Raw genomic sequence first — 20,198 nt, forward strand, 5'->3', positions numbered from 1 at the left:
ATAACACTGCAATTCTATTTTATTGATCGCGATCAATTCCACTGGCCTCTAAAGGCGCACTATATAAACATCATCAATTTTTAATTTACCGCCTCCAAAAGCGCGCTAAATAGCTATTCAAGAAATAACCTGAAAGCACTTTAAATAACTAAAGAAAGCAAAGTAATTAAAAAAGTCGCGATGTTATTTCTGCTAAACCGAATTTTTGACAACTTAAGAAGCAAACCTATGAATGATAAAACAGCTGTAACGCCTCCAGTGGCGAGCAAGCCAAAAGACGGAAGCAACAAACGTCTGCTGATGATGGCACTGCCCATTATTGTCGCAGTGCTCCTCCTGTTTGTGCCGGTTCCTGAAGGGTTACCGCCTTATGCCTGGCACTACTTCGCTATCTTTGTTGGCGTGATCGTTGGTCTGATCTTCGAACCGCTGCCGGGTGCCGTGATTGGCCTGACCGGGGTCGTCGCCATCGCCCTGTGCAGCCAGTGGGTGCTGTTTAGCCCGGAACAGCTGGCTGACCCGAAATTCAAGCTGGCAGGTGCCTCCTTTAAATGGGCGGTAAGCGGCTTCGGTAACTCCACCGTCTGGCTGATTTTCGGTGCCTTTATGTTTGCCGCGGGCTATGACAAAACCCGTTTTGGCCGGCGTCTGGCGCTGATTCTGGTGAAATATCTTGGCCGCCGCAGCCTGACGCTGGGTTATGCAATCACCTTCGCGGACCTGCTGCTGGCCCCGTTCACACCGTCTAACACGGCGCGTAGCGGCGGGACTATCTACCCGATCATCGCTAACCTGCCGCCGCTGTATGGTTCAAAACCGAACGATCCAAGTGCGCGTAAAATTGGCTCCTACCTGATGTGGGTGGCCATCACCGCCGCCTGTATCACCAGCTCCATGTTCCTCTCTGCGCTGGCGCCAAACCTGCTCGCTCTGGCACTGGTGAAAAGCATCGTCGGGATCAACATCTCCTGGGGCACCTGGTTCATTGCCTTCCTGCCGGTGGGTGTGCTGCTGATTCTGGTGATGCCGCTGCTGGCCTACTGGTTCTATCCGCCAGAAGTGAAAATCAACGACGAAGTGCCGCTGTGGGCGTGTCGTGAGCTGGAGAAACTGGGCAAACTGTCTCGCAATGAAATTCTGCTGCTGGTCTTTGTCTGCTGTGCGCTGATGATGTGGATTTTCGCCGCCGCGTGGATTGAACCTGCGCTGGCCGCCCTGCTGATTGTTGGCCTAATGCTGTGGACCGGCGTGCTGGAGTGGAACGATATCACCGGCAACAAAGCCGCGTGGAACACCTTTGTCTGGTTCGCCACTTTGGTGGCCCTTGCAGACGGCCTCTCTTCCACTGGCTTCATCGCCTGGCTGGGTAAAGAAGGCGGCCTGCTAATGAGCGGTATCTCGCCGGGTGTCGCAACGGTAGTCCTGCTGCTGGCGTTCTACCTGCTGCACTACCTGTTTGCCAGCACCACCGCGCACACCACTGCGCTGCTGCCTGCGATGCTGACCATCGCCGCCACCATTCCGGGTATTAACATGGAAGTGTTCGTCCTGCTGATGGTGACCTCTCTGGGTATCATGGGGATCATCACCCCATACGGCACCGGCCCAAGCCCGATTTACTACGGGAGCGGCTACCTGCCAACCAAAGACTACTGGCGCCTCGGCACCATCTTTGGCGCCATCTTCCTGGCGGCCCTGCTGCTGATTGGTTATCCGTGGATGTCCATGATGTTCTGATTCATAACCGCCGGAGGGTACCCTCCGGCGGTTTAATTTTATGGAGTGATACGCAATGTCGAACAAAACTTTTTACTATCAGAACCCCTTCCCTCTCGCACATGACGACACCGAATATTATCTGCTGACCAAAGAGCACGTCTCCGTGGCGGAATTTAACGGCCAGGAGATTCTCCAGGTCGAGCCAGAGGCCCTGACCCTGCTCGCTCAGCAGGCGTTCCACGATGCGGCCTTTATGCTGCGCCCGTCGCACCAGAAACAGGTTGCGGCGATCCTCAACGACCCGGAAGCCAGCGAAAACGATAAATATGTCGCCCTACAGTTCCTGCGCAACTCTGAAATCGCGGCCAAAGGCGTCCTGCCGACCTGCCAGGATACGGGTACAGCGATCATCATGGGCAAAAAAGGCCAGCGTGTCTGGACCGGCGGTGGCGACGAAGCCGCGCTGAGCCAGGGTGTCTACAACACTTACATCGAAGATAACCTGCGCTACTCCCAGAACGCCGCGCTGGATATGTATAAAGAGGTGAATACCGGCACCAACCTGCCCGCGCAGATCGACCTCTACAGCGTCGACGGCGATGAGTACAAGTTCCTGTGCATGGCGAAAGGCGGCGGTTCCGCCAACAAAACCTATCTGTATCAGGAAACCAAAGCGCTCATCACCCCGGCTAAACTGAAAAATTACCTGGTCGAGAAGATGCGTTCCCTGGGTACGGCGGCCTGCCCGCCTTACCATATCGCCTTTGTGATTGGCGGAACCTCTGCTGAAAGCACCCTGAAAACCGTGAAACTGGCGTCAACTCGCTACTACGACGGCCTGCCGACAGAAGGTAACGAACACGGCCAGGCGTTCCGCGATGTTCAGCTGGAGCAGGAACTGCTGCAGGAAGCGCAAAATCTGGGCCTGGGCGCTCAGTTCGGCGGGAAATATTTCGCCCACGATATTCGCGTAATCCGCTTGCCGCGCCACGGCGCCTCCTGCCCGGTCGGTATGGGCGTGTCGTGCTCAGCTGACCGTAACATCAAAGCGAAAATCAACCGCGACGGGATCTGGATTGAGAAACTGGAACACAATCCGGGCCAGTACATTCCTGAATCACTGCGTCAACAGGGTGAAGGCGAGGTGGTCAGCATTAACCTGAACCAGCCGATGCACGAGATCCTGGCACAGCTCTCAGCCCACCCGGTTTCGACCCGTCTGTCCCTGAACGGCACCATTATCGTGGCGCGTGATATCGCCCATGCCAAGCTGAAAGAGCTGCTGGATAACGGTGAAGAACTGCCGCAGTACGTCAAAGATCATCCGATCTATTACGCTGGCCCGGCCAAGACACCGGAGGGGTATGCATCTGGCTCGTTAGGCCCAACCACGGCCGGGCGTATGGACTCGTATGTGGATTTACTGCAATCGCACGGTGCAAGTATGGTCATGCTGGCGAAAGGTAACCGCAGCCAGCAGGTCACGGATGCCTGCCACAAGCACGGCGGTTTCTACCTGGGCAGCATCGGCGGCCCGGCAGCGGTGCTGGCGCAAAACAGCATTAAGAGTCTGGAGTGTGTCGCCTGGCCTGAACTGGGTATGGAAGCTATCTGGAAAATCGAAGTAGAAAACTTCCCGGCGTTTATCCTGGTGGATGACAAAGGGAATGACTTCTTCCAGCAGATCCAGAACAAGCAGTGCGCGGGTTGCGCGCAGCGTTGATTGAGTAAATCTTGTCAGGCCAGGTGTGTAACTGGCCTATTTTTTTGTTTACTTTGTTGTCATACCTTACTCCCACCCCCATCATTAAGTTGTCTTCGCTCCAAAAAATAATTTCCATAAATGTATACATTAGTATAATTTACTGATTTTATTTATTGATGGAACCTTCTCATGACGAATTGGGTAAATTTTTGTCGCGTCGTGGCAGTAGCGGCTATCGTATTAATACACTCAACAAGCTTTTACTTTTATACTTTCCCTGTTGGTAGTAAAGCGTGGTGGATTGGAAACATTTTTAATTCTGCAGCCCGCTGGGCAGTTCCTGTTTTTATCATGATCAGTGGTTATTTGATTGTGGCAAGAGGTAAAACTCAAAACTTAAAAGAATTTTACCTTAAAAGAGCCTCAAGGATAGCAATACCTACATTGATATGGTCGATTTTTTATGTCTTATTTTTTAAATATGCCATATTAAAAGGAGCGCCCTCTTTCGGCCTCTCAGAGGCAATAGATAAAATTGTCACTGGCAGACCCTATTCACACATGTGGTTTTTATTTATGCTTATAGGAATGTATCTCGCAACACCGTTATTTGATACTTTATTTGACAGGTATAATGATAAGAAGAAATTCCACATAATAACGATGTGGTTTATACTTTCAAGCGCTTACACAATAGCCATCAATTTTTATCCAATCAGAAATACATACTGGATAACTTGGTTTATACTTTATGCTCCATATTTCTTAGCAGGGAGGTTGATTATTTCCAACAAGATCCCAACTTATCTCGCAGCATTAGTAGGCCTTATTTCATTGGCAACAACAATTTTCGGATCATACATTATAAACATTTCTAACAATACTAAGTATGAATTTTTTTACGACCCGACCTCACCTTTAATAATTATCTTATCAATAGCAGTATTTATATTATTTTCAAAAACTAATAAAATCATTCGCAATAGCCAGTTTTGGGATTCTTTAGCGCCGCTATCCATGGGAGTATTCTTAGTACATCCGGTATTTATCTTCCTGATTATGGAAATTGCTAAACCTGATATTCAAAGTAAACCATATCTTTGTTTAGGTATTATTTGGTCATTTTCACTGATGTCTGCCTTTGTTTTTTCATATATCATATCCAAAATACCTTACCTTCGAAAAATCGCCTAATAAAACACCGCGAAAGCGGTGTTTTATCACCAAATTAGATCTTGTCTTTTAATCTTTTCCCATAATTATTAAAGGGTATCTCTATATATTTGTATGTTAATGAACTTATCAACATAATCAGTATTAATACCATTGTAGACTCGGTAAGATAAGTAATTACATTAAGTGTTTTCGCATCGACAAACTGATTAAAACAAAACCATACAATACCGTGCAAAAGATAGATTGAGTAACTAATTTCACCAAGCCTTACAACTCCCTTAAACCTTAACAATCCAAATAAACTATCTTTATTTACTAAGATCATAAAGAGTAAAGCCATAAAAGGCAGTGCCGGGAGAGTCAGGAATTTATTATCTACCACATTCAGCCCTAAAAACCATAATAACCCGCCAAAAATAACAATAGGACCAAAGTTTAGAACTATTTTATTGTTAATATTAAGTGATAGCTCCTTTGCTAAAAAGCCAAAGGAAAACAATGCGGCGTAAATTGCATAATTATAATTAGAGGAAGGCAATATATAATATGACAATATTAGCAAACTGATCACTAGAGGTAGCTTGCTCTCTTTTTTAATTATAATACTTAGAACAGGTAAAGAGAAGTAAAACAACCACTCCCAGTATAAAGTCCATGTAACGCCTGCATTAATCAAGCTCGCATTTTTATACGATGATACATTTGGCCTATTATTGTATATTCCCCCATCGAACCAATAAATCATACCTCTGATATTATCACCGGTAACATGCCACCCGCCCATTCCTATCGCAATAATAATACAGACTAATGATGAAACGAAGCAGAGCGGAACAATTCTGAAAAATCGATTTAAAAATAATTTAGACCAATTTGTGTCACTACTTATTTTTGTGTAAAAAAGATACCCAGAAATTACAAAGAACATTCCTACACCAAAAGGACCTAAAAAACAGTTAAGATCAAAACCTCGAGTTTCCCACAATCCGCTTACACTAAATTTATAACTAAAAATATAATGATGAAATACAACTCCTAGAGCGAGAAAAAAACGCAGACCAATGAGTTCGAGATTAACTTCCTGCCCTTTGTTTTCGGCATCAAGAAATGCAAAAAAACGAGTGTTAAAGAGTAATATGACGAACAGAGTTGCGATTACCATCCAGATGGTTACAACGTTTTGTGAAAAAACCAACATAAAAACTCGCAGCGAAAATATTTATATTTGATTAATGTAAACATTTTGGGAGGTATAATCAACATTTCTTGATATGTCATTGATAAAATTACTATCCTTTTGATTGAAAAGCTTAAATTGAGATAAGGGTAAAGTTCTCCGCTCGTACTTAACTGTCACATTTGTCTTCGCAGCAATCTTCCCTGTGAGCTGATAGGTACAGAAATCTGTATAGGAGGGCACAACTACATTTTCTTGAGACCTAAGCGCCTCCTTTTCACTTATAAGTTAAAAATTTCAACTCCCATGCCATTCTCGGGCTTGCATTCAGTTTCTGAGCACAATTTACCTTGCCACTTCATTCGACTAACTTGGTAGAACCCACGAGTAGAGATAGCCTTTCTCTCCGTCTGAAATTGATTCAGTCTGCTACTTCATCGTCGCGGTGTTTCCTAAATCCAAAGCCAGTATACCAGCCCTAAATCCTGAGGCGACTTCCCGTTTAAAACAACAATGCACAGTTTCCTTCCCGCCCGAACTGATTTTCAATAAAGCTGACCTCAGAATTAGGGAGATATTTTTATCGTATCCTTTCTGATCCTCTTTCAAGGACTGAACCAGATAGGCATGATCTTTATTATTACTGAGCGATATAATAAAACCTCTTTATCTATCTCAAGGTTAAAACTTCTACCACATCAGCGTCAGCTGAGTCCATCGACAACTATTTGGTTTTAAATATCATCAGACTCAATAGAGTTCCATCACTGTTCGACTGACAGCTCTGGCAGTAACCGCCCCTGAACAAGTGCATCGGGTATGACCTCACTGGATAACCAACGGCGCTAACTCTAACGTTCAATGCTTCTTGGTATTTTACCCATCCCACTTAGCAGTCCTTTGACGATGACATGATTTCGAAAAAAGCACGATTAATGGAATACAGCTCAGTCTTAATCTTTACATTAACAAATACACTGGCGCACTTAGCTCTTCACGTTAGTTATCGGCATAATCACACTATCCAGAGGCTATGGCGTGGCGTGCTGAAATAATTTAAAGTTGGTAGCTTTGGTATAGCTGGGGGTAGAAGCCTTCAAAAATTATTACTAAAATAGACCAAAATCTAGATATCTCTCTCAAGTTGCATAAAACATCAATGACTTGAAAAAGCACTAAGGCTAGACTCCTGCGAACTTCAGGTGCATCTTGATGCTGACCTCAGTCAGAATGAGGGCGCTGGAAGGTGTCCGATGAGTAATGATGACGATAAAGCAGTGAAGTGGCGGAGAGAGGGGGATTTGAACCCCCGGTAGAGTTGCCCCTACTCTAGTTTTCGAGACTAGTCCGTTCAGCCGCTCCGGCATCTCTCCGTTATAGTGGTTGCCATGATGCCAGGTAATTTGGCATTTTAACAGATCCTTATCCTGCATTTTTGTTCAAGTGATGAGTTTGCGAGCGAAGCGATGATTAAGTGGCCCTGGAAATCGAACGAAACCGCACCGAACACGACTTTTCCGTGGGAAGAGGCGCTGGCTATTCCGGTACTCGCCAGTCTCGACCCCGATGAGCAAACCCGACTGGTTCAGTTAGCCGATCGTTTTTTACAGCAAAAACGCCTCGTCCCGCTTCAGGGTTTTGAGCTGGACGCCCTTAAAAGCGCGCGTATCGCCCTGCTCTTCTGTTTGCCTGTGCTGGAGTTGGGCTTTGAGTGGCTCGACGGCTTCCATGAAGTGCTGATCTACCCGGCGCCTTTCGTGGTGGACGACGAATGGGAAGATGACATTGGGCTGGTGCATAATCAGCGCGTCGTGCAGTCCGGACAAAGCTGGCAGCAAGGCCCGATTATCCTCAACTGGCTGGATATTCAGGACTCCTTTGACGCCTCCGGTTTTAATCTGATTATTCACGAAGTCGCCCATAAGCTGGATACCCGCAACGGCGATCGCGCCAGCGGCGTGCCATTTATCCCTCTGCGGGAAGTTGCGAGCTGGGAGCACGATCTCCATGCGGCAATGAACAATATCCAGGATGAGATCGATCTGGTGGGTGAAAGCGCAGCCAGCATTGATGCCTACGCAGCGACCGATCCGGCAGAGTGTTTTGCGGTGTTGTCGGAATATTTCTTCAGCGCACCCGAACTGTTCGCTCCCCGCTTCCCGGCGCTGTGGCAGCGTTTTTGCCATTTTTACCAGCAAGATCCGCTGCAACGTCTACGTGAAAATGCGGGACCTGGTGGACATTCGTCCTCTCAAGTACACTAAAACAGCAGGTTGGCTCTTAATTAATCATTTGAATCAGCAAGTTGAATTTAGTGTTGACACAAAATAGCGAGGCCATTAACATGCGCCTCGTTCACACGATTCCTCTGTAGTTCAGTCGGTAGAACGGCGGACTGTTAATCCGTATGTCACTGGTTCGAGTCCAGTCAGAGGAGCCAAATTTGAAAAGCCTGCTTTTACAGCAGGCTTTTTGCTTTTCCGCATTTCACCCTCAAATCTGATAATCAATCGCCACTTCTTCCGTTTCCATTACCTGACGCTTAATTTCATCCACCGACAGACCGGCATTGCACAGCTCGATAAAGCGCCAGACATAGTTGCGTTGCAGCTGTCCGCGCTTAAGCCCCAGCCAGACGGTGTTGGCATCAAACAGATGGCGGGTGTCTAGGCGCACCAAATCCCCCAGCTCGCGCTCGCCGCCGGACTGTTCCGCCACCAGGCCGATGCCAAGCCCCAGCTCTACATAGGTTTTGATCACATCCGAATCCTGTGCGCTCAGCACGATATCCGGCGTCAGCCCTTTGCGATTAAAGGCTTCGTCGATACGCGAACGGCCGGTAATGCCCTGCCGATAGGTAATCAGCGGCCATTTGACAATGTCTTCGAGCGTGAGGGGCGAAACCTGATGAAGTGGATGGTCGACGGGCAATAGCAGGCTGTGATGCCAGCGGAACCAGGGGAACGCCACCAGCAGTGGATCGTTACTCAGGCGTTCACTGGCGATACCGATATCCGCCCCGCCGTTTTGCAGCAACACTTCGATCTCCTGCGGTGTGCCTTGAATCAGCTCCAGCCGGACGTCCGGAAATAGCTCGCGGAATGCCTTGATCACCGGCGGTAGACTGTAGCGCGCCTGCGTATGGGTGGTGGCGATTGTCAGCACCCCGGACGCGTCGTTAGTAAAGAGATCCGCCAGGCGTCGAACGTTGCTGGCTTCGTTGAGTATGCGCTCAGCGATGGTCAGTAACGCTTTACCTGGCTCCGTCATCCCCAGCAGGCGTTTGCCGCGGCGGATGAAAATCTCAATGCCCAGCTCTTCTTCCAGCTCGCGGATGTGGCGGCTGACGCCTGACTGAGAGGTGTAAAGCATGTTGGCGACTTCGGTCAGGTTGTAGTCCCGCCTGGCCGCCTCACGGATAATTTTAAGTTGCTGGAAATTCACGATTCACTCCGGCGCATCTGACATAGCCCTATTGTTAGAGTCAGCAGACCTGCAGAACAAATAATAAAAACCAGCATCTTATTCCTTTATGGAATATCAGCTCACGAGCTGCAGTTCACGATTCTCCAGCGATGGACGGCTGACCAGCGACATTAGGATCTCTTTCACCGCCTGCGCCTGTGGCGACAGAGAGCCGCGGGCAGACATATTCAGAGACAGCGGCAGGCTCATGGATGGCGTGGTGATCCGCGCCATCCAGCCGTTCGCGGCGCTGCAAAGAGAGCGCGCAGCGGATTCCGGCAGCACCGTGACGCCCATTCCGCTGGCAATCGCGGCGGTCAACGTCGAGATAGAGTCGATCTCACCGATGATTTTTGCCGTCAGGCGACGCAGAGAGAAAGCTTCATCGACGCGCAGACGCACGGCGCTGTAATCGCGCGGCAGGAACAGATTCATCTCTGCCACGGCGGTTAAATCAATGCTCTGGCCCGGACAATCGCGCGTCCCCACCAAGTAGAGATCTTCTTTCAGCAACGGCTGGCTGGTGATCCCCGCAATCGGTGAGCGATCGTACAGTACCGCCATGTCGAGCTGACCGTTGAGCAGTTTATCGTTAAGAACCGACCCGCTGTTTTCATGCAGATAGACCAGCACCTCCGGCAGCTCGGCGCGAACGGCCTGCAGCAGCGGCATGGTGATGGAAGACGCGGCGGTGCCTGGCGCAAGGCCAATCGACACCTGTCCGCTCAGGGTGTGTCCGACGTTACATACGGCCAGCTGCGCTTGTTCGCACTGGCGCAGAATTGTGCGCGCATGGGTGTAGAGAATCTTACCGGCTTCCGTTGGCGTCACGCCACGCTTGGTGCGGATCAACAGCTGCTGGTCCAGTTCACCTTCCAGAGTGGCCACCTGCTGGCTCAGCGCAGGCTGCGCGATATGCAACACTTCCGCGGCCTGGGTCAGGCTACCGATATCGACGATTTTTACGAAGTATTTCAGTCGTCTTAAGTTCATTTTGCCCCCTGTTAAAATACAGTGCCGGTACTGGCGCTCATTGTTGAAAGAGTTTTTGCAATATGGATGCCAGTTTTTAAAAGAGGACGGATGAGTACGCTAAGCGGCTGAAAATAAGGAAATCTAATCACCCTGCTCCGTTTTATTACTGAAACAGCGGTTTACGATCTGCCCCATAAGGGGTAAGCCTGCACCAGAAGTGTGCATTTTGCCGGGAAAGAAAGCACTTTGCTGATTTTGTCAGCAAACGATCACAAGGGATCGATCTCCCCTTTGACAAGCGTTATTGGGGTCGATAATATGCGCCCCGTTCACACGATTCCTCTGTAGTTCAGTCGGTAGAACGGCGGACTGTTAATCCGTATGTCACTGGTTCGAGTCCAGTCAGAGGAGCCAAATTTGAAAAGCCTGCTTTTACAGCAGGCTTTTTGCTTTTCTGCGTTCAGGGAAATTACCGGGCGGCGGCTGCACCTTACCCGGCCACAGGGCTAACCTGTCGCATCCACCCGCCACCTGCGAGTCAACGGTTTTTCGATTTCGACAATCAGGAACATCGCGAAGCCGATAATAAAGGTAATGACCCAATAGCGGAACGGAAGTGACTCGGTGCCGAACAGCATCTGCATAAACGGCGCGTAGATAATCAGCAGTTGAAGTACCAGCAGCACCCCGCTGACTATCCAGATCCCGCGATTGGCCAGCAGCCCTTTACTCAGGGAGAAGCCGTCGGAGACACGGCAGTTCAGCATATAGAACCACTGGGCGGTCACCAGAGTCTGCAACAGGACGGTGCGAATAAACTCCGGTGAATAGCCGCGCGGTTGTAGCCAGGCTTCCAGCACAAAGGCACTCACGGCGATCATCGAGCCGACAAATACCACGCGCCAGATTGCAAACCCGTCCATGACATGCAGGTTCGGGTTGCGCGGTGGGCGTTTCATGATATTCCGCTCGCCCGCCTCAAACGCCAGGCCAAACGACAGCGTGGCGGATGTCGCCATGTTCATCCACAGGATCAGCACCGGCGTCAGCGGAATTAAGTTCCCGGCAAGCAGAGCGATGATAATCAGTAAGCCCTGCGCCAGGTTGGTGGGCATAATAAAGAGAATGGTTTTTTTCAGGTTATCGTAAACCCGACGGCCTTCGCGAACCGCGCTGGCGATGGTGGCGAAGTTATCATCCGTAAGCACCATATCCGCCGCCTCTTTGGTCACTTCGGTCCCTTTGATACCCATGGCGATACCGACGTCAGCCTGTTTCAGCGCAGGCGCATCGTTAACCCCATCGCCGGTCATCCCGACCACCTCTTTCTTACTTTGCAGCGCCTGCACCAGGCGGAATTTATCCTCCGGGCTGGTACGGGCAAAAATATCATAGCTCTGCGCCGCTTCGCTCAGCTGCTGATCATCCATGACCTCCAGCTCACGTCCGGTAATCGCGTTCCCGGCATTGCCAATTCCCAGCATTTTGCCGATGCTCATTGCCGTTTGCGGGTGGTCGCCGGTGATCATTTTCACGCGAATGCCCGCCTGCAGGCATTCGCCAATAGCGGTAATGGCTTCCGGACGCGGCGGGTCCATCATTCCGGCGATACCGAGCAGAATCACGCCCTGCTGCAAATCCGGATGGTCCAGCGTCGTTTGATCAACACCTGCGGGCTTCCAGGCTGCCGCCACCATACGTAAACCTTCCCGCGCATACTCTTCAATCTGCGCTTCCCAGTAAGGTTGATTCAGCGGTTGCAGCCCGCTTTCCGTCTGCTGATGCTGGCACAGCCTGAACAGCACGTCCGGCGCACCGGTAATCAGGATCATCTCTTCATCGCCGATGCGATGGAGGGTCGACATGTATTTATACTGGGAATCAAACGGGATTTTGCTGCGCAGCTCTGTCTGCAAAGGCGGCAGCGGCACTTTAGCGGCCAGCACCTTCAGCGCCCCTTCCGTTGGGCCACCGGTGATTTTCCACAGCCCCTGTTCGTCTTTCATCAGCTGGCTGTCATTGCAGAGATTGATCGTGCGCAGATAGCGCTCAAGCAGCGAGCCATGAGTCACCGCCACCGGTGTCGGGTCGTCAATCGGGTGAATATTCCCCATCGGCTCATAGCTATCGCCTTCGACGCGATAGATTTTCTCCGCCGTGATCACCGCTTTCACCGTCATCTCATTCATGGTCAGGGTGCCGGTTTTATCTGAGCAGATTACCGTCATCGCCCCCAGGGTTTCGACCGTCGGCAGTTTGCGGATAATGGCTTTCTGCCGCGCCATGGTCTGCACGCCCAGGGAGAGAATAATCGAGATAATCGCAGGCAAACCTTCCGGGACCGACGCCACCGCCAGACTGATGAGCGACAGCATGAGTTCGGAAACCGGCATATCGCGGAACAGCAGGCTGAAGACGAACAGCGCCGCCATCATCACTAGGATAATAATGAAAATGGCTTTGCCGAGCTTATCCATCTGCACCAGCAGCGGCGTGCGGTGCTGTTCAATATCTGCCATCATCTGGTTGATATGGCCCAGCTCCGTGTCGCCGCCCGTCGCCACCACAATGCCTTTGCCGCCACCGGCACTGACCGTGGTCCCGGAGAACAGCAGATTGGTGCGATCCCCCAGCGGCAGCTCCCCTTCCAGTCTCTCGGTGCTTTTTTCCACGACGGTAGATTCCCCCGTCAGAATCGCCTCCTCCACCCGCAGGTTGTGCGCTTCAAGCAGCCTTAAATCGGCAGGAATTCGATCACCCGCGCGGATCACCACGATATCCCCCGGCACCAGCGCGGTGGTCGGGACCGTTTCATGATTGCCGTGACGAACCACCACCGCTTCGCTGGAGAGCATATTGCGAATGCTCTGCAGGGATTTTTCCGCATTACTTTCCTGAATGTGACCGATGAGGGCGTTGATTACCGCCACGCCCAGAATCACCAGCGTATCAACCCAATGCCCCATTACGGCGGTCAGCAGCGCCGCCGCCAGCAGGACATAGATCAGGACATCTTTAAAGTGCGCTAAAAAGCGCAGCCAGGCGGGTTTGCCGGGTTTCTGCGGCAGGGCATTTTCACCGTACTGCGACAGGCGCGCCGTTGCGTCCGCCCCGCTGATGCCGTCTGGGGTACTGTTTGTTTGTGCCAGGGTTTCTTCTACGGAGAGCCGGTAAAAGGGCTGGACCGGTTTTTCTGTATTCATTCTTCCGTCCTCAAGTCCTGCAACGAAAAACGCACACTGTCACTTTCGCTCTCAGCGCACGACAAAAACCGGAACGTGGGCATAGCGAACAATATTGGCCGCATCCGAGCCGAGCAAATGGGTCTGAATATTCGGGTTGCGCGAACCGATAATGATCACCTCTGCCATCAGCTCGTCGGCGAGTTTGGTGACCTCATCGCGCACGTTGCCGCTGCGCACGTGAAAATGGAGCCGATCGGCTGCAAAAGCGGTTTTCTGCACCAGAGCAGTGAGTTTTTCTTTTGCGTTATTAATCATATAGTCGTCCATCTTTCGCGCGTCGGAAATAAACCCGCGCGTCAGTTCCGGCGAGAATTTTGGAATCACATGCAGTAAATGGATATCAGCGGAAGCCGCCTCGGCGAGAAACTGTGCGTGAGCCAGCGCCTTATCGGCCAGCCCGATTTCATAGACATCGACCGGGACCAGAATATTTCTGTACATAGTGAGCATCCTTTAATTACCAACAGAATATGTAATGAATAACGCTACGGGTCATGACACACAGGGGAATTAGCACCACAACCGGGTACAAAGAAATGAACGGGATGCTATTAAACGTAGCACAGGACACTCGGTATTTTCTGACGACTGACTAATCTCATGAAAAATAATAAATTAACGTTGAGTTCTTTCGCATATCTCATTCAAAGGTAGCAATTTCATCTGCCTGCCAATTTTAGGCGCTGTTTAACCTTTTCCCGCTTCACAGGCTATGCTTTGCTTAAACATCTGCGACTGACGCTGCATGAGCCGCCCTGGCTCACCGGCGTTGAGATCCTGGGAGGAATGATGTTTGGATATAGCCTGATTCGCCTCGCGTTGTTTATTGTGCTGGCCATTGTGTCCAGCGCCGCCGTAGGACTCTTTACGTATCTAATGGTATCCGCCTTCGCCGAATAAAACCGTTCAAGGTAAGTATTCGTAATAAATGGCGTTTTTATTTATTAGGGGAATAGTGTGAATCGTTACGTTTCGCTTATACCGGCCCTTATTCTTGGTATTTCCGCCTGCGATCAAAAAGCACCAGATGTTCCGCCTCAGTCGAGAATGGTGAAAGTCGCCACGGTGATGGATGCCGGCCAGGCGCAACAGCGCGTCTTTCCGGCAAGAATTGAGTCCGGCGATGCCACCGACCTCTCCTTTAAGCGCGGCGGACAGATTGAAACACTCGATATTCGCCAGGGCACCCCTGTGAAACAGGGCCAGCAGCTGGCGAGCCTCAATGCGCGCGAAGCCCAGCAGCGGGTAAGAGACCGCCAGACCTCGGCCACGCTTGCCCAGCGCCAGTTCGATCGTTTTCAGACGCTGGCCGGACGCCAGGCGATCTCCAAAGCCGAGATGGACGTGCAGCGCGCCACCCGTGATTCCGCCAATGCCGCCCTAAAAATCGCCCAGGAAGAGCTGAGTCAGATGACGCTCACCGCCCCTTTTGCAGGCACAGCCGCAAGCGTTCAGGTACGTAATCATCAGGTGGTTGCTGCCGGGCAGCCAATCGTGACCTTGACCCGAACGGATCTGCTCGACGTGGTGTTTAGCATTCCCGAAAACCTGTTCAAAACCCTGGATATCCGTAACGCTGATTACCGCCCGCTGGTGAAAATTAACGCCCTGCCGGGGCGCGAATTCAGCGCGGTCTATAAAGAGCATACGGGCAGCAGTGACAGTATTACCCTCACCTGGCAGGTGATTTTAACCATGCCGCGCCCGGATGATTTCCCGGCTGTCGGCGGCGTTAGCGGCACCGTGACGGTCAATCTGGCGAATCTTCCGGCGGGCGCGGGGCGCAAGGCGCTGGTTGTGCCGGTGGAAGCGGTGTTCAATCCGGATAACAGCCCGCGCAACGAGCCGCACGTGTGGGTGGTCAAAGGCGAGGGTGATACGTTGCAGCTGGAAGATCGCAAAGTCACGGTCGGACAAGTTACCGCTCAGGGGATTATCATTACCGACGGGCTGAAGGCCGGAGAGCGCGTGGTGGCTGCGGGCGTCGGCGAACTTCACGCCCAACAGCCGGTGCGGATCTGGACCCGCGAGCGAGGCCTGTAATGGATATCTCTCGCCAGTTTATCGATAACCCCATTCGCGTCTGGCTGACGGTTCTGCTGCTGGGCGTCGGCGGTATTTTTGCGCTGCTGAACATCGGTCGCCTCGAAGATCCCACGTTTGCTATTAAAACGGCGGTTGTCATCACCCACTATCCCGGCGCCTCGGCCCAGCAGGTGGAAGAAGAGGTCACGCTTCCGCTGGAAAATGCCCTGCAACAGCTGCCCTACCTCGATAACATCAGCTCGATCTCGTCAAACGGGCTGTCGCAGATCACCGTGAATATCGCCTCGCGCTACCACTCCAACGAACTGCCGCAAATCTGGGATGAGCTGCGCCGCCGAGTGGGCGACGCCTCGCGTCAGTTTCCACCGGGCGTGGTGACACCGTTCGTGAATGACGACTTCGGCGATGTGTTTGGTTTTTTCTTTGCCCTCTCCGGCGACAATTTTACCAACCCTGAGCTGGCCCAGTATGCCGATCAGCTGCGCCGCGAGCTGGTGCTCATCCCCGGCGTCGGGAAAGTGGCGATTGGCGGTGCGGTTCCGCAGCAAATTAATGTCGACATTTCGCTCCCCAAAATGGCGGCGCGCGGGATCACTCTCGGGCAGATTTCAACCCTGCTGGGGCGGGTAAACAGCATCGCCAACGCCGGGGAGATCATTTCCGGCAGCGAATCCATTCGCCTGCATCCGACGGGCGAATTTGAAAATCTCGACGAACTCGGCGACATGATTATCACCCCGCCCGGCGTCGGGGCCGCGACGCGTCTGCGCGATATCGCCACCCTTTCTCGCGGGCTGACGGTTTCGCCGTCAAGTATTTACCATGCCAATGGCCGCCAGGCCGTGACCATGGGCGTTTCCTTCATTCCGGGCGTCAATGTGATCGACGTGGGCCACGCGCTGGAGGCCAAACTGCAGCAGATGTCAGCGGAAAAACCGGCGGGCATCAACATCGATCTGTTTTACGATCAGGCCGCCGAAGTGGGCCACTCGGTGAACGGTTTTATCATTAACTTTCTGATGGCGCTGGCAATCGTGATCGGCGTGCTGCTGATTTTTATGGGATTACGCAGCGGCATCATTATCGCCCTCTCGCTGGCCCTGAACGTGCTGGGGACGTTGCTGATCATGTACCTCTGGGGTATTGAGCTACAGCGAATTTCCCTGGGCGCGCTGATTATTGCCCTGAGTATGCTGGTCGATAATGCGATAGTGATCGTCGAAGGGGTGCTGATTGCACGCCAGCGCGGCTCCACGCTGATGACGGCGATTAACTACGTCATTCGCCGCTCGGCCCTGCCCCTGCTGGGCGCGACGGTGATCGCCATTCTCGCCTTTGCGCCGATTGGCTTATCCCAGGATTCAACAGGCGAATACTGTAAATCCCTGTTCCAGGTGCTGCTGATCTCCCTGCTGCTGAGCTGGTTCTCGGCGCTCACCATCACGCCGGTGATGATCAAGTGGTGGCTGTTTAAGGGGCAGAAAACCGCTGACGCCCCTGCGGATGCCGATCCCTATAATCAGCGGTTTTACCGCCTGTATCAGCATATGCTCAACGCCCTGCTGCAGCGCAAAGCCATTACTCTGGCGCTGATGGTGGTCCTGCTGGCGGCCGCTATCTGGGGGTTTGGCGCGGTCCGGCAAAACTTCTTCCCGTCGTCGAATACGCCCATCTTCTTTGTCGACCTGTGGCTGCCCTACGGCACGGATATCGCCCAGACCGAAAAAATCACCAGCGAGATTGAAAACTCGATCAATGGCCAGCCCGGCGTGGTGACCACCGTCTCAACGATTGGTCAGGGGAGCATGCGTTTTATTCTGACCTACAGCGGCCAGCGCCAGTACAGCAATTACGCGCAGATCATGGTGCGCATGGACGATCAGAGAAATATCGCCGCCCTCACGCGCCACGTTGACGACGATATTGCCCGGCACTATCCCGAAATTAACGCCAGTACCAAACGGGTGATGTTTGGCCCGTCCGGCGACAGCGCCATCGAAGTGCGCATTAAAGGGCCGGACCCGGACCGGCTGCGCCTGATCGCAAGCCAGGTGGATGCGATTCTCGCCCGCGATCCGGCTACCGACAGCGTGCGCAATGATTGGCAAAACCGCAGCAAAGTGATTCGCCCGCAGTACGTTGCGGCATCCGGGCGCGAGCTGGGGGTGGATAAACAGGATATCGACAGCGCACTGGAGATGAATTTCTCCGGCAGCCGCGTCGGGCTGTATCGGGAAGGCTCCGATCTGCTGCCGGTCATCGTGCGCCCGCCGGAAAGCGAGCGCCAGGACGCAAACCATCTGAATAACGTGCTGGTCTGGAGTCAAAACCGTCAGCAGTATATTCCCCTGAGCAACGTGGTGAGCGGCTTTGCCCTTGAGTGGGAAGATCCGCTGATCCTGCGCCGGGACCGCAGCCGGGTGCTGACGGTGCAGACCGATCCCGATCCGCTCAGTCAGGAGACCTCCGGCGATATTCTGGCGCGGGTCAAACCTGACATTGACGCCCTGCCGTTGCCGCACGGCTACAGCATCGAGTGGGGCGGCGACGCGGAAAACTCCAGCGAGGCGCAGCAGGGTATTTTCACCACGCTGCCGCTGGGTTTCCTGGTGATGTTTATCATCACCATTCTGATGTTTAGCTCGGTGAAAAACGCGGTGGCGATCTGGCTGACGGTGCCGCTGGCGCTGATTGGCGTGACGCCGGGCTTTTTACTCACCGGCATTCCCTTTGGCTTTATGGCGCTCATTGGGCTGCTGAGTCTGAGCGGGATGCTCATTCGTAACGGCATCGTGCTGGTGGAAGAGATCGAGCAGCAGAAAGAGCACAAAGCGCAGTACCAGGCGATTGTTGATGCCGCTACGTCACGTTTGCGCCCTATCCTGCTCACCGCCTTCACCACGGTGCTGGGGCTCGCTCCGCTGCTGCGCGATGTCTTCTTCCAGAGCATGGCGGTGGTGATTATGTTCGGCCTGGGCTTTGCAACCGTCTTGACCCTGCTGGTCCTTCCGGTTATTTATGCCTGTTTCCACCCCACGGAGAGGGAACGACCCCAATGAACCCCACAGGGCTGAACATCATTAAAACGCTGGGATGCATGACGGCGGTGACGTTTTTCACGCTGTACCACACCTGGGATCGCTACGATTACGATTACCACTGGATCCTTGGCTTTCTCACCTTTATCTCGACCATCGCCACCCCGCTGTTTTTTGTGGTGGCGGGATATCTGGATGCCCAGTCGCGCCACGGCTCGCGCTGGCAGCTCGATAAAATCAAAGCCGTGGTGATGGTTTTTCTGTTCTGGATGACGGTCTATTACCTGTGGGAGCCGTATCAGCGCGGGTATTTAATCCAGCCGTGGTTTGTTTTCACCTTTATCGTGATTTACACCTTCCATCCGCTGATCGAGTGGCTAAGCCAGCGGCGCAACCTGTTGATTGGCGTGGCCTTCGCGCTGCTGATCTTTGCCTATAGCTATGATTTGCTGTCGGCACTCTACCCGGACAAACATTTGCTCTCGCTGCCCCCTCAGTACCGGCTCTGGACCTGGCTGCTGTTCTATCTCACCGGACAGATCTTCTTCGACCCGGTTATTTCCGCCTGGATCAGCAAGGGTAACGTCGTGAAAACGGCCATTGCAGCCATTCCGGTGATTTATCTGTTTACCTGGTTTTATGAGCGGCACTTCTTTTTCGCCCTGTTCAAGGCGGATCGAAACGCGTTCATTCTGACCGGCTCCCAGATTTATATCCTGATTGTGGCGCTGGTGATTGCCGCCAACGGCGTGCGTTTTCGGAAAAATATCGAATTCAAAGAGGCCATTTTAGCCGCCGTCAGCAAAACGATGACCGGGGTGTATATTCTTCACTACTCTGTGTTTCATCTGCTCACCTCGCTGATCCCGGTGACGTCGCTCACCACCAAACTGCTGCTGATTGCGCTGACGTTCATCGCCTCGGTGCTGATTTCGATGCTGGCCCTGTCAAACTCGGTGGTGAAAAAAATCATCACCCTTTAATGTGAGGTGGCGCTGCGCCTCGCAGCTAAAACCCGTAGCGCAACCAGGCAAACAGCACGTTGCCGTTGTTGTAGGTCCCGGGAATGTAGGTGAACTGCACGTTTAGCTGTTTATACCCGGCCGAGAACAGCGGCAAAATAATCGGCAGCGGCACATAGTTGGCAAAATCCTGGCGGGCGGTGATCCCCGCCGTCACGCCCAGTCCGAGGCGAAAATCGCGCGCATTATCGAGATACCAGCCCTTCTCCCAGCCGTAGCCGATAATCGGCTGCCATTCGTTATGAGAGTCTTTAAACATCATCGCGTAGAGGGAACTCCAGTTCCCCGCTTCGTTATAACGGGACACGCCAAACCCACCGCCCCACGGCATTTCATTGTATTTATCGGTTTTCTCTTTATCGTACATAAAGCGCGCGTGCCAGCTCAAAAAGGGCAGATAGAGATCGTAGTTTTGCGGGTCGTTCCACGTCTGGGAGACATCGCTGGTAAGATTGTTCCACCAGCCGGTAATGCGCTGTTCCCCGTAAACGCCCGGTTCAGCATACAGGGGAGCCACAAACCACATCAGCATAATGAGTAAGACAATCCGAATCGGGTGCATCATCATTCCCTCAGCAAAATCGTTCTGCGATAAGTATTACTGTAACCCCTTTCTGGAAACTCCTTCGC

General features: G+C 52.3%; 14 protein-coding genes and 3 tRNA genes. 10 read left to right on the forward strand and 7 right to left on the reverse strand.

What is annotated here, in order from left to right:
• The first annotated feature begins 228 nt into the window (after positions 1-228).
• The 3 genes from C0560_RS13095 (at position 229) to C0560_RS13105 (ending at position 4,618) form a co-directional block, all read left to right on the forward strand.
• Complete coding sequence (locus tag C0560_RS13095; RefSeq protein ID WP_187469907.1) at positions 229-1,737, forward strand: anion permease; 1,509 nt, start codon at positions 229-231, stop codon at positions 1,735-1,737.
• A 55-nt stretch (positions 1,738-1,792) separates the two neighbouring features.
• Positions 1,793-3,442, forward strand: a complete 1,650-nt coding sequence (gene fumA, locus C0560_RS13100) for a class I fumarate hydratase FumA (RefSeq protein WP_123427498.1) — start codon at positions 1,793-1,795, stop codon at positions 3,440-3,442.
• Between the two features lie 171 nt (positions 3,443-3,613).
• Positions 3,614-4,618 (forward strand): acyltransferase, encoded by a 1,005-nt coding sequence (locus tag C0560_RS13105; protein WP_248858691.1) that lies wholly within the window; start codon positions 3,614-3,616, stop codon positions 4,616-4,618.
• 34 nt (positions 4,619-4,652) lie between these two features.
• Here the strand turns inward: C0560_RS13105 and C0560_RS13110 are convergent, their stop codons facing one another.
• On the reverse strand, positions 4,653-5,798 hold the full coding sequence (locus C0560_RS13110) for an acyltransferase (protein WP_248858693.1): 1,146 nt from the start codon (positions 5,796-5,798) through the stop codon (positions 4,653-4,655).
• A 1,262-nt stretch (positions 5,799-7,060) separates the two neighbouring features.
• Positions 7,061-7,150 (reverse strand) — tRNA-Ser (locus tag C0560_RS13115).
• Between the two features lie 93 nt (positions 7,151-7,243).
• Between C0560_RS13115 and mtfA the strand changes: the two genes are divergently transcribed.
• Both mtfA and C0560_RS13125 read left to right on the forward strand, forming a co-directional pair.
• Positions 7,244-8,041 (forward strand): DgsA anti-repressor MtfA, encoded by a 798-nt coding sequence (gene mtfA, locus C0560_RS13120; protein ID WP_107703307.1) that lies wholly within the window; start codon positions 7,244-7,246, stop codon positions 8,039-8,041.
• A 100-nt stretch (positions 8,042-8,141) separates the two neighbouring features.
• Positions 8,142-8,217, forward strand: a tRNA-Asn gene (locus C0560_RS13125).
• A 53-nt stretch (positions 8,218-8,270) separates the two neighbouring features.
• Here C0560_RS13125 and cbl read toward each other — a convergent pair.
• Both cbl and nac read right to left on the reverse strand, forming a co-directional pair.
• The gene (gene cbl, locus C0560_RS13130) at positions 8,271-9,221 is read right to left on the reverse strand and encodes an HTH-type transcriptional regulator Cbl (RefSeq protein WP_100779667.1); all 951 of its coding nucleotides are present in this window, start codon (positions 9,219-9,221) and stop codon (positions 8,271-8,273) included.
• Positions 9,222-9,317: 96 nt separating this feature from the next.
• A complete protein-coding gene (gene nac, locus C0560_RS13135; RefSeq protein ID WP_095282537.1) occupies positions 9,318-10,235 on the reverse strand; it encodes a nitrogen assimilation transcriptional regulator NAC in 918 nt (305 codons plus the stop codon).
• Positions 10,236-10,555: 320 nt separating this feature from the next.
• Here nac and C0560_RS13140 point away from each other — a divergent pair.
• A tRNA-Asn gene (locus tag C0560_RS13140) sits at positions 10,556-10,631 on the forward strand.
• 92 nt (positions 10,632-10,723) lie between these two features.
• On the opposite strand, the gene C0560_RS13145 is transcribed toward C0560_RS13140, so the two are convergent.
• Together C0560_RS13145 and C0560_RS13150 are read right to left on the reverse strand one after the other, a co-directional pair.
• On the reverse strand, positions 10,724-13,420 hold the full coding sequence (locus C0560_RS13145; protein WP_248858694.1) for a cation-transporting P-type ATPase: 2,697 nt from the start codon (positions 13,418-13,420) through the stop codon (positions 10,724-10,726).
• Positions 13,421-13,471: 51 nt separating this feature from the next.
• Positions 13,472-13,903: a universal stress protein gene (locus tag C0560_RS13150; RefSeq protein ID WP_102104050.1), complete on the reverse strand. Its 432-nt coding sequence runs from the start codon at positions 13,901-13,903 to the stop codon at positions 13,472-13,474.
• 276 nt (positions 13,904-14,179) lie between these two features.
• On the opposite strand from C0560_RS13150, the gene C0560_RS13155 reads away from it, so the two are divergent.
• Genes C0560_RS13155 through C0560_RS13170 form a run of 4 tightly spaced genes read left to right on the forward strand, consistent with a single transcriptional unit; the run spans position 14,180 to position 19,529 of the window.
• Positions 14,180-14,362: a hypothetical protein gene (locus C0560_RS13155; protein WP_181827987.1), complete on the forward strand. Its 183-nt coding sequence runs from the start codon at positions 14,180-14,182 to the stop codon at positions 14,360-14,362.
• A gap of 57 nt (positions 14,363-14,419) precedes the next feature.
• A complete protein-coding gene (locus C0560_RS13160) occupies positions 14,420-15,505 on the forward strand; it encodes an efflux RND transporter periplasmic adaptor subunit (protein ID WP_248858695.1) in 1,086 nt (361 codons plus the stop codon).
• Positions 15,505-18,567: an efflux RND transporter permease subunit gene (locus tag C0560_RS13165; protein ID WP_248858698.1), complete on the forward strand. Its 3,063-nt coding sequence runs from the start codon at positions 15,505-15,507 to the stop codon at positions 18,565-18,567. The genes C0560_RS13160 and C0560_RS13165 overlap by 1 nt, the downstream gene beginning before the upstream one ends.
• 38 nt (positions 18,568-18,605) lie before the next feature.
• Positions 18,606-19,529 (forward strand): acyltransferase, encoded by a 924-nt coding sequence (locus C0560_RS13170; RefSeq protein ID WP_181827959.1) that lies wholly within the window; start codon positions 18,606-18,608, stop codon positions 19,527-19,529.
• Between the two features lie 25 nt (positions 19,530-19,554).
• On the opposite strand, the gene pagP is transcribed toward C0560_RS13170, so the two are convergent.
• Positions 19,555-20,130, reverse strand: coding sequence for a lipid IV(A) palmitoyltransferase PagP (pagP, locus tag C0560_RS13175; RefSeq protein ID WP_371923349.1), 576 nt, complete (start codon positions 20,128-20,130; stop codon positions 19,555-19,557).
• Positions 20,131-20,198 lie beyond the last annotated feature (68 nt).

Source organism: Lelliottia sp. AC1 (assembly GCF_023278595.1).
In the GTDB taxonomy this organism is placed as follows: domain Bacteria; phylum Pseudomonadota; class Gammaproteobacteria; order Enterobacterales; family Enterobacteriaceae; genus Enterobacter; species Enterobacter nimipressuralis.